We start from the raw sequence: 10,787 nt of genomic DNA on the forward strand, positions 1-10,787 counted from the left end.
TCAATCTTTGTTCGTTTGCCCCAGCTTTAGGCTTCTTTTTGAGGCGTGACTCGCTCAGCCTGAAGCTGGTACTCAGTATGTGGAATTACTGGTTGCCTATACAGTAATCCTTCGTTAAGCTTGCCACCACTCAATTCAGCTCAGAAATACGGGAATGGTCATGGATTCCAATAAAGACAAGGCATTAAAAGCGGCGCTATCTCAGATTGAACGTCAGTTCGGTAAAGGCACTGTGATGCGTATGGGAGACAAGGAGCGCGAGCGTATTCCTGCGATCTCCACCGGCTCCCTCGGCTTGGATGTGGCCCTGGGTATAGGCGGCTTGCCGCGTGGCCGTATCGTTGAAATCTATGGACCAGAATCCTCCGGTAAAACCACCCTCACCTTGCAGGTGATTGCCGAGGCCCAGCGCAATGGTGGTACTTGTGCTTTCGTGGATGCTGAGCACGCCCTCGACCCTATCTATGCTGAAAAACTGGGTGTCAACGTCGATGAGTTGATCGTATCCCAGCCGGATACCGGTGAGCAGGCTCTGGAAGTTGCCGATATGCTAGTGCGCTCCGGTGCCGTTGATGTGCTGGTAGTTGACTCCGTTGCGGCCCTGACCCCGCGCGCTGAGATCGAAGGTGAGATGGGTGATTCCCACGTGGGCTTGCAGGCTCGTTTGATGTCCCAGGCTCTGCGTAAGCTCACTGGTAATATCAAGAACACCAACACCCTGGCAATCTTCATTAACCAGATTCGCATGAAGATCGGTGTTATGTTCGGCAGCCCTGAAACCACCACTGGTGGTAATGCCCTCAAGTTCTACTCTTCTGTGCGCTTGGATATCCGTCGTATCGGTTCCGTTAAGGATGGCGATGAGGTGGTGGGTAACGAAACCCGAGTGAAAGTGGTTAAGAACAAGGTAGCTCCTCCGTTTAAGCAGACCGAGTTCCAGATCATGTATGGCGAAGGCATTAACATGATTGGTGAAATCGTCGATTACGGCGTGAAGATGGGGCTGGTGGATAAAGCGGGGGCTTGGTACAGCTACAAGGGCGACAAGATTGGCCAGGGCAAGGCGAACGCTACCAAGTTCCTGCGCGATAACCCCGACATTCGCAACGAGATTGAAGGTCAGCTGCGTGCGCAGCTGCTCGGTGATTTAGTGCCTGCGACCCCTGAAGAGGCTGCGGAATTACCGGAAGAGTAAATGCCGTACTCAAAAGCGGATTTTTCCGTTGATCCAGCTCAAGCGCTTTTCAGCGCGGCGCTTGAGCTGTTGACCCGCCGCGAGCACTCCCGCCATGAATTGAGGCAAAAGCTCGCGGCAAAATTCCCCAGCGCCGATTTCGACACGCTTTTTGAGCGCCTACACGAACTCAACTATCAATCCGATCAACGCTTTGCCGAAGTTTTTGCCCGCTCCCGTGTCCAGCGCGGTCAGGGGCCGATGCGTATTCGCCAGGAGCTACAGCAGCGCGGTGTGCGCGGTGAACTAATTGCCCAGGCGCTGGATCAGTTGGAAGTGGATTGGTTTGAGTTAGCTGCGGAAATGCTTCAGAGAAAATACCGGGCCCCTATGAGCGCAGAGCTTCCACGGGATCAGTGGATGAAGGAGCGAGCGCGGCGCCAGCGATACCTGGCTTACAGGGGCTTCCCCACAGATGCGATTAGCTGGGCGCTGGACGGCAATTAATCGGGCTTATACTCTGACTACTACCTGAATGACTGGTCGATAGGTTTCGGCCATTTTTCAGGTACAGAAAGAGACTAAAAGAATAAGCGCGAGAACCCTATGATCCTGTCTATTGACCAGGGCACCACTGGTACCACAGCTTTTATCTTCGATAGTAAGGGCCACCTGATTGGTCGCAGTTACTCGGAAATTCCCAATCGTTATCCCCAGCCTGGCTGGGTTGAGCAGGATGCGGAAGAGATTTGGTCGGTAACTCTCCGGGTCTGTGCCGCAGCACTCCAGCGCGCTGGTGTTCGCGCGTCGGATATCACCGCAGTGGGAATTACCAACCAGCGCGAGACCACGATCGTCTGGGATAGGTATACCGGCGAGCCGGTTTTTCCTGCGATTGTGTGGCAGTGCCGGCGCTCGGCGGAGGTATGCCGGGAGTTGGGGGGGGGCGGCAGGTCTGATTGGTTGCGAGAGCGCAGTGGCCTATTGCTGGATGCTTACTTTTCCGCAAGTAAGTTGACCTGGCTGTTCCGCCGCAACCCGGATTTACTAACCCGAGCTCAAAATGGCGACCTGTGTTTCGGCACCGTAGATAGCTGGTTGATCTGGAAAATGAGCGGTGGCAAAGCCCATCTCACCGATCACACCAATGCCAGTCGTACCCTCCTGTACAACATAAAAGATAAAGCCTGGGATAGTGAGCTGCTGGATTTTTTCCAGTGCCCTGAATCCATTCTTCCCAGAATTCTACCGTCGGCTGGCCACTTTACCGATACAGACCCCCACGCTTTTCTCGGCACATCGGCTCCGATTTGTGGTGTTGCCGGGGATCAGCAGGCAGCACTGTTTGGCCAGGGTTGTACCGAGCCCGGTAGTATAAAAAACACCTACGGAACTGGCTGCTTTATGCTGGCTTTTGCCGGCGAGGATCGCCCTGAGCTACCCCAGGGGTTGCTGGCTACAGTGGCCTGTGATGCCCAGGGTAATCCGGCCTATGCCGTAGAGGGTTCAGTTTTCACAGCGGGCTCCGCTATACAGTGGCTGCGGGACGAGATGGGAATGATCCAGCAGGCGGTGGATACCGAAATTATCGCCCAGAGTATTCCTCATACCCGTGGCGTTTATCTTGTGCCTGCATTTAGTGGACTGGGTGCGCCGCACTGGGACCCATCGGCACGGGGGACTATTTGTGGCTTGAGTCGGGGGGCTGGTCGAGCTGAGGTGGTGCGTGCCACTTTGGAATCTATAGCTTACCAGAGTGATGAGCTGGCCCGCTTGATGGAGCAGGCCCTGGGCTTGCCGATTACCCATATGCGTGTGGATGGGGGTGCTTGCGCGAATAATTTCCTGATGCAATTCCAGGCGGACATTTCCTCTTTGCGTGTTGAGCGGCCCCAGCAGATTGAATCGACGGCTATTGGTGCTGCGTTGCTGGCTGGTATTGGAGGTGGAACCTGGCGACCAAAGGAATTACCGGAGTGTTTGCAGGAAATTGAACGGGACTTTATGCCGGCAATGACTCAGGCGGAGAGGGAGCAGTTGTTGGCTGGTTGGCGGAGGGCGGTAAAAGCCTGTAAAGCTTTTTAGGCTGGACCGCCTATCCTCTTAGCGTAATAACCTAAGGGAGGGGTAGAGATGTCACATATCGATATGCTGGAGGAAACTGTAGCAACTTTGGTCGATGGTCAAAGGGGCATCCTGGCTGCCGATGAGAGTGGCGGCACCATTGCCAAGCGCTTTGCCACGATTGGAGTGGATTCCACTGAGAAAAACCGGCGCGACTACCGTGCTGCGCTGCTGTCCTGTAAGGGGTTGGGTGAGTGTATCAGTGGCGTTATTTTGTTCGAGGAAACTCTGGGGCAAAAAGATGCTGAGGGTCAGCCCTTGCCGGAAGTGGCAGCGTCACAGGGGATAGTGCCGGGCATTAAGGTGGATAAGGGCAAGGGCCCTCTGCCTGGAGCGCCTGGGGATATGATCACCTACGGGCTGGACGGGTTGTCTGAGCGCTTGCAGCAATATAAAAAGCAAGGAGCTCGCTTCGCCAAGTGGCGTGAAGTCTATCCTATAGGCCATCACAACCCCACGCGCCTGGGGCTTACCGCAAATGCTGAGATGTTGGCCCGCTATGCAGCGGTATGCCAGGCCGAAGGGGTGGTTCCTATTGTCGAGCCAGAGGTTCTGATGGACGGTGAGCACGATATAGAGCGCAGTGCGGCGGTAAATGAGCGGGTTTGGCACTCTGTGTTCCACGCCCTCCACCAGCACGGGGTAATACTGGAGCTGATGTTGCTCAAACCCAGTATGGTAACCCCAGGTGCGGAGGCGGAAACGGCTGATCCTGAGCAGGTGGCCGAATACACCCTGCGCAGCTTGCGGCGAACGGTCCCCGCAGCAGTGCCGGGAATTAACTTCCTTTCCGGGGGGCAGGGGCCAGAAGAGGCCACAGCTAATCTCAATGCAATGAATCAGCAGGGTGGTGGCCCCTGGCAGTTGAGTTTTTCCTATGGGCGCGCACTACAAGAGCCAGCACTCGCTGCTTGGCAAGGGCGCCCGGAGAATGTTGAAGCAGCCCAGGAAGCGCTACTTAAACGGTCCCGCATGAATCATTTGGCCATGCTGGGCAGGTACCGCGAAACCCTGGAATAGCAAATAGCTAGCAAAATAATAATCAATAAGGAGATTGCAATGGAGTTTGTCACCAGGGGAGTGACGCTGTATTACCGGCGCTGGTGGGTAGAAGAAGCTGTGGGTGTAGTAGTTATATCTCACGGGTTGGGAGAGCACAGTGGGCGTTACAGTGAGCTGGCGGAGGACCTCAATCGAGCAGGGTACAGTGTCTATGCCCTAGATCATTATGGCCATGGATTGTCGGATGGGAAGCGCGGGGATATTGAGGATTTTGCACTTTATAGTGAGGATCTAAATGAATTTATCTCCTTGGTAAAAAGTGGAAACCCCGGACTTGGGATGCATCTTCTTGGCCACAGTATGGGAGCTGTTATCGCCTGTGGCTGTGCTATTCGATATAAGTCTGTCGACAGTTTAAATCTTTCTGCACCGGGCTTTCGCGGCAAAAGTGAGCCAAAAGGCCTTCTGCTATGGTTCGCGCTATTTTTGGCTCGCTGGCTTCCGGGGTTGGCTCTTTCCAGCCAGATAAATAGTCAGTGGATATCTCGTAGTCCGGATGTGGTCAAGCGGTATGTCAGTGATGAACTTGTGCATCACAGCATCTCTCTGCGCTGGTTTAAGACTTTTTTGCAGGAGCGGGAGTTTTTATCTGGCCGGTTGGATGGGATATCCATGCCTTGCCTTCTGTTATTGCCGGAATCAGACCATATTGTCGATGTGGAACTCAGCCGCAAGTGGTTTGGACAGGTGGGGTCAAAAAACAAGCAGTTGCACTGTTTCTCAAGGTCTTACCACGAGGTATTTAATGAAATAGAGGAGGGGCGTTTAGCCCGGGAGCTGCTACTTAGCCATCTCAATTCTGTTTCAGTAGAGACTGCTTCTGTCATATAAGGGTAAAAAAGCGCAAGGCCAGCAGGTGGCGCAGCAGAAGCTATGGCGAATACCGTGTAAAAGCGTATGAAGCATTGTATGATACGCGGTCATTTTTGCCCATCGGAAGTATTACCGAGGGAAAATAGTGGGGTGGAACATGGATAAAAAGTTGCTGAGCCTGTTGGTATGTCCGGTGAGTAAAGCGCCGCTTGAATACCGGGAGGACACACAGGAGCTGGTCTGCAAGGCCAGTGGTCTAGCCTATCCGGTGCGGGACGGTATACCGGTAATGCTGGAATCTGAAGCGCGGCAGCTGACAGCCGAGGAAAAGCTGGAAAAGTAAACCAATGGGTGAACCCAGCGTTTTCAGTCAAATTATCTCGGGAGATATCCCTGCTGAGATGATCTACGAGGACGACCAATGTGTCGTTATTGAGGATCGCGCGCCACAAGCGCCGACCCATCTCCTCATTATCCCACGCAAACCCCTAGTGAATTTATCCGCAGCTCAGGCTGAGGATAAATCCCTGCTCGGCCACCTTATGTGGGTGGCGGCAGAATTGGGGCGCAAGCTGGGGCTCGAGGGCTATCGACTGGTAGTTAATAACGGTCGAAGCGCAGGTCAAACCGTATTTCACCTGCATGTTCACCTGCTTGCCCAAAAAAGAATGCCCGAACAGGGGCTGGCACAGTAGTGGAACAGAAGTGACACCGTGTCACTGACTCCAATCAAATAAAACTCAACTAACGAAGTGGAATTACGCCGGATGAAAAGCGCACAGATTCGCGACGCCTTTCTGAATTATTTTGCTGAGCAGGGTCATGCCATTGTGCCCTCCAGTTCCCTGGTTCCGGGCAATGACCCGACGCTGTTATTCACCAATGCCGGCATGGTGCAGTTTAAGGACACCTTCCTGGGGCAGGAAAAGCGTTCCTACAGTCGCGCCACCAGTTCACAGCGCTGTGTACGTGCAGGAGGCAAGCATAACGACCTTGAAAATGTCGGTTACACCGCACGGCACCACACGTTTTTTGAAATGCTCGGTAACTTTAGCTTCGGCGACTACTTCAAGCGCGAAGCGATTCGCTTTGCCTGGGAGTTCCTGACCAAAGTATTGAATTTGCCAGAGGAGCGTCTTTGGGTAACCGTACATATCAGCGATGATGAAGCCGCTGATATTTGGCTGAAGGAAATGGGAGTGAGTGCCGAGCGCTTCTCCCGTCTCGACGAGGATAACTTCTGGCAGATGGGTGACACTGGTCCCTGCGGTCCAAGTTCTGAGATTTTCTACGATCACGGTGCCGATGTGCCCGGCGGCCCTCCCGGTTCCGATAATGATGACCTCGATCGCTATATCGAGATCTGGAACCTGGTATTTATGCAGTATGAGCGCACCGCTGATGGTGAACTGCACCCACTGCCCAAACCCTCAGTGGATACCGGCATGGGGCTGGAGCGTATTGCCGCCGTAATGCAGGGAGTACACTCCAATTATGAAATTGACTTGTTCCAAGCGCTGCTGAAAGCGGCGGGAGAAGTGGTTGGCTGCAGCGACCTGGAAGAGAAATCCCTGCGAGTGATCGCCGACCATATCCGCTCTTGTTCATTCTTGATTGCCGATGGCGTAATGCCTTCCAACGAAGGCCGTGGATTTGTACTTCGCCGCATTATTCGCCGCGCAGTGCGCCATGGCCACAAGCTTGGGCACAAAGACATCTTCTTCTACAAGCTGGTAGAAGCGCTCGCCGAGCAGATGGGTGACGCATACCCGGAGCTGCGTGAAAAGCAGCAGGTGATTGAGAATGCGCTGCGCAAAGAGGAAGAACAGTTTGCGAAGACTCTGGATAAGGGAATGGCGCTGCTAGAGGATGCCCTGGCGTCCCTCGAAGGCAGTGAGATCCCCGGTGAGTTGGTATTTACTCTGCATGATACTTACGGCTTCCCAACAGACCTAACCCAGGATATTGCTCGTGAGCGCGGTCTATCCCTGGATATGGATGGATATGAAGCTGCTATGGAAGCCCAGCGCCAGAGAGCTCGCGCTGCCGGTAAATTTAAACAGGACTATACCGACGTCCTCGAACTGGAAGGGGCTACAGAGTTTCTCGGTTACAACGCGACCGAGGCAGCAGGCAAAGTATTGGCCATCGTAAAAGGTGGTGAGCAGGTTGAGCGCCTGGAAGACGGTGAAGAGGGTGCAATTGTTCTAGATCGGACCCCCTTCTACGCAGAGTCCGGTGGTCAAGTAGGTGATAGTGGCTATTTGAGTTCCACTGATGCCCGCTTTGAAGTGCGCGATTGCACCAAGCAGAGCGCGCACCATTTGCATACTGGTAAGGTGTTGAAGGGGGGCATCGCTGTGGGCGAAACCCTTGAGGCAGTCGTATCTGCAGATGTTCGTCAATCCACCGCCCTGAATCATTCCGCAACCCATCTATTACACGCCGCCTTGCGCAAAGTGCTGGGCGAGCATGTTACCCAGAAGGGTTCCCTGGTGGACTCCGAGCGCTTGCGCTTTGATTTCTCCCACCCCGAAGCCGTAACGGCAAAGCAGCTGCACGCAATTGAATCCCTGGTTAATAGTCAAATTCGCGCAAATACCTCAGTTGAAACTCACGAAACCGATATTGAGTCTGCAAAAGCGATGGGCGCTATGGCTCTGTTTGGCGAAAAGTACGGCGATACTGTGCGTGTACTTTCCATGGGCAAATCCGATGACAAGGCTTTTTCCGTTGAGCTGTGTGGCGGTACTCACGTGAAGCGCACCGGTGATATCGGTTTGATTCGCATTGTTGGGGAAAGCGGTATTGCTTCCGGCCAGCGCCGAATCGAAGCGGTTACTGGTGCTCACGCAATGTCTCTGTTCGATCAGGCACAGCAGCGTCTGGAGCATGTAGCGACTCTGCTTAAGGCGCGTCCGGACTCCTTGGCTGACAAAGTTGAACAGTTGCTGCTTAACAATCGAAAACTGGAAAAAGAGATTGCCCAGTTAAAAACCAAGTTGGCCAGTGGTGCTGGCGGAGATCTTTCCGCTCAGGCCATTGAGTTGGCGGGCTTTAAGTTGCTGGCAACCTCTATTGATGGAGCTGACCCCAAATCACTGAGAGATCTGGCGGATCAGATGAAGAATAAGCTGGGCAGTGGCGTGGTGCTGCTGGCGGCTCCGGGAGACGAAAAGGTGGCTTTGGTTGCCGCAGTGACCCAAGACCTGACAGATCGTCTTTCTGCGGGTGACCTTATGCGCTTTGCTGCCGGGAAACTGGGCGGCAAGGGTGGCGGCCGAAAAGACATGGCCCAGGGTGGTGGAACCGATGTGTCCGCGCTCCCTAATATGCTGAAAGAAGTGCCAAATTGGATAGAGCAATCCTTAAACTAGTTAAGTTTTGTCAAATTAGTGGTCTGAATTCGTAGTTGAGTTGATTTCGCAGAGGTTTGGTGATTAAGTGCGCGCCTGCACGAGTTGGGCAGGAAGCGTACTTATTGTGGAGCTAAGGAAACACAGTAAGTTATGAGTTTGTTCGTGCAGAAGTATGGCGGGACTTCAGTTGGCTCAATTGAGCGAATTGAAGCTGTGGCCGATAAAGTCGCCGCGTTTCGCGCTCAGGGACATGACATGGTTGTCGTTTTGTCTGCCATGAGTGGTGAAACTAATCGCCTGATTGATCTCGCTTATCAAATCCAGGAAAAACCAGATCCCAGAGAATTGGATGTTCTGGTTTCCACAGGAGAGCAGGTCACAATTGCCCTTTTGAGCATGGCTCTGAAGAAGCGTGGTTATGACGCCTGTTCCTACACGGGTGGGCAGGTAAAAATTCTTACGGATAATGCTCATACCAAAGCTCGCATCCAAAGTATCGATGTGGAGCGAATGCGCACCGATCTCAATGAAGGCAAAGTCATAGTTGTGGCTGGTTTTCAGGGGGTGGATGACGACGGCAATATCACCACACTTGGACGCGGCGGGTCTGACACGACCGGTGTGGCGTTAGCTGCGGCGTTAGATGCTACCGAGTGCCAGATTTATACTGACGTGGACGGGGTCTATACCACTGACCCTCGAGTGGTCGACAGTGCACGCAGACTCGATCGAATCACATTTGAAGAAATGTTGGAAATGGCCAGTCTTGGCTCCAAGGTTCTGCAGATCCGCGCCGTAGAGTTCGCCGGTAAATACAAGGTTCCCCTGCGCGTACTTTCAACTTTTGAAGAGGGTAACGGAACCCTGATTAGCCTGGATGAGGAAGATAACGATATGGAACAGCCAGTTGTATCCGGTATCGCGTTTAATCGCGATGAAGCAAAACTGACAATTCGTGGAGTGCCGGATACCCCTGGGGTTGCATGCCGAATCCTGGCACCGGTCGGCGCTGAAAATATCGAAGTCGACGTTATTGTTCAAAATATCAGTGCTGTCGATGGCACGACTGATTTCACCTTCACCGTTCACCGCAATGATTTAGGTAAGGCTCGTGATGTTTTAGAGCGAGTTTCTGCGGAACTTGGTGCGCGAGAGGTGATCACAGACGACAAGATCGCCAAGGTTTCTATTGTTGGCGTAGGTATGCGTTCACATGCAAATGTGGCTAGTCGTATGTTTAGTGCCCTGGGTGAAGACAATATTAATATCCAAATGATCACTACTTCTGAAATTAAGATCTCAGTGATTATTGACGAGCGTTATTTAGAGTTGGCTGTTCGGGCGCTGCATAGCGAGTTTGAGCTTTCAGACAAAGAAAGGTAACGAGATTTTATAGCCGGCCTGCAGGCGGTAAAAACAACCAATTACAATTCAGTGGCTCGACGTAGCATGCAACCTGTTGAGATTTTGTTCGACTGGTCAATACTGAAGAGTGTGAAGGTTAGTTTTTAGCCTTTTGTGCACCGCCATCCGGTTATGATGACCAAGTAAGAGCAGTTCCAGGGGAACGCCGGCTGCTCTTTATCACAGGATGATCAAGGAGAAGTAGGTAATGTTGATTTTAACCCGCCGAATTGGCGAAACGCTGATGGTTGGCGACAATGTCACGGTTACCGTGCTGGGGGTGAAAGGCAATCAGGTGCGTATTGGTGTCAATGCCCCTAAAGAAGTTGCCGTGCACCGTGAAGAAATTTATCAGCGCATCCAGCGCGAAAAGCAATCCTCCGAGGAGGGTGGCAACGAGTAGTGAAACAGTTCCCTAAAAAAGGCCGGCTTTCCGGCCTTTTTTATTTTGTGCTGTAGATATTTTCACCGGTGACTTTGGCGGAAAAGTCTTTTTTTTGAACGTCTTGTCCATTTCCTGTTCGAGAAGACAAAAAAGTGCAAAAAGTTATTGATTCCCCATTGCTTTTTGCCGAGCCGTTGGTATTATGCCGCCCACTTTCAGCGAGCAACCAAACAGGTTCAGCGACGCGAAAGACCTCCTCGGAGGTGGCCTGAAAGCGGAGCTTCCGCTGCGGCTTAAAAGGAGAGATGGCCGAGTGGCTGAAGGCGCGCCCCTGCTAAGGGCGTATGGGTTAACACTCATCGAGGGTTCGAATCCCTCTCTCTCCGCCATTATTTAAGTCTTCCTGGTGAGGGCTTGAGTCTTGAAAAAAGAAATTTTTTAAGGCTTGTAAAAGAAGGTGTCGCGG

The 10,787-nt window shown here is 52.8% G+C and carries 10 protein-coding genes and 1 tRNA gene; all 11 read left to right on the forward strand.

Annotated features, from left to right (window positions below; genetic code table 11):
* Window positions 1-160: 160 nt before the first annotated feature.
* On the forward strand, window positions 161-1,195 hold the full coding sequence (gene recA, locus ACJJI6_RS22705) for a recombinase RecA (protein WP_108735301.1): 1,035 nt from the start codon (window positions 161-163) through the stop codon (window positions 1,193-1,195).
* Window positions 1,196-1,681, forward strand: coding sequence for a regulatory protein RecX (locus ACJJI6_RS22710; protein ID WP_413662886.1), 486 nt, complete (start codon window positions 1,196-1,198; stop codon window positions 1,679-1,681).
* A gap of 99 nt (window positions 1,682-1,780) precedes the next feature.
* Window positions 1,781-3,259, forward strand: a complete 1,479-nt coding sequence (gene glpK, locus ACJJI6_RS22715; RefSeq protein ID WP_475712122.1) for a glycerol kinase GlpK — start codon at window positions 1,781-1,783, stop codon at window positions 3,257-3,259.
* A 48-nt stretch (window positions 3,260-3,307) separates the two neighbouring features.
* Window positions 3,308-4,318, forward strand: coding sequence for a class I fructose-bisphosphate aldolase (locus ACJJI6_RS22720; protein ID WP_444914426.1), 1,011 nt, complete (start codon window positions 3,308-3,310; stop codon window positions 4,316-4,318).
* Between the two features lie 39 nt (window positions 4,319-4,357).
* Complete coding sequence (locus ACJJI6_RS22725) at window positions 4,358-5,191, forward strand: alpha/beta hydrolase (RefSeq protein WP_475712123.1); 834 nt, start codon at window positions 4,358-4,360, stop codon at window positions 5,189-5,191.
* Between the two features lie 139 nt (window positions 5,192-5,330).
* Window positions 5,331-5,516: a Trm112 family protein gene (locus tag ACJJI6_RS22730; RefSeq protein WP_108734085.1), complete on the forward strand. Its 186-nt coding sequence runs from the start codon at window positions 5,331-5,333 to the stop codon at window positions 5,514-5,516.
* Between the two features lie 4 nt (window positions 5,517-5,520).
* A complete protein-coding gene (locus ACJJI6_RS22735) occupies window positions 5,521-5,868 on the forward strand; it encodes a histidine triad nucleotide-binding protein (RefSeq protein WP_444936405.1) in 348 nt (115 codons plus the stop codon).
* Window positions 5,869-5,940: 72 nt separating this feature from the next.
* Window positions 5,941-8,550: an alanine--tRNA ligase gene (gene alaS, locus ACJJI6_RS22740; RefSeq protein ID WP_475712124.1), complete on the forward strand. Its 2,610-nt coding sequence runs from the start codon at window positions 5,941-5,943 to the stop codon at window positions 8,548-8,550.
* Window positions 8,551-8,682: 132 nt separating this feature from the next.
* On the forward strand, window positions 8,683-9,915 hold the full coding sequence (locus tag ACJJI6_RS22745; protein WP_445361320.1) for an aspartate kinase: 1,233 nt from the start codon (window positions 8,683-8,685) through the stop codon (window positions 9,913-9,915).
* A gap of 229 nt (window positions 9,916-10,144) precedes the next feature.
* Window positions 10,145-10,339, forward strand: a complete 195-nt coding sequence (csrA, locus tag ACJJI6_RS22750; protein ID WP_091391203.1) for a carbon storage regulator CsrA — start codon at window positions 10,145-10,147, stop codon at window positions 10,337-10,339.
* Window positions 10,340-10,620: 281 nt separating this feature from the next.
* Window positions 10,621-10,710, forward strand: a tRNA-Ser gene (locus ACJJI6_RS22755).
* Window positions 10,711-10,787: the final 77 nt, after the last annotated feature.

It is taken from the genome of Microbulbifer maximicatervae (SeqCode) (assembly GCF_056232625.1).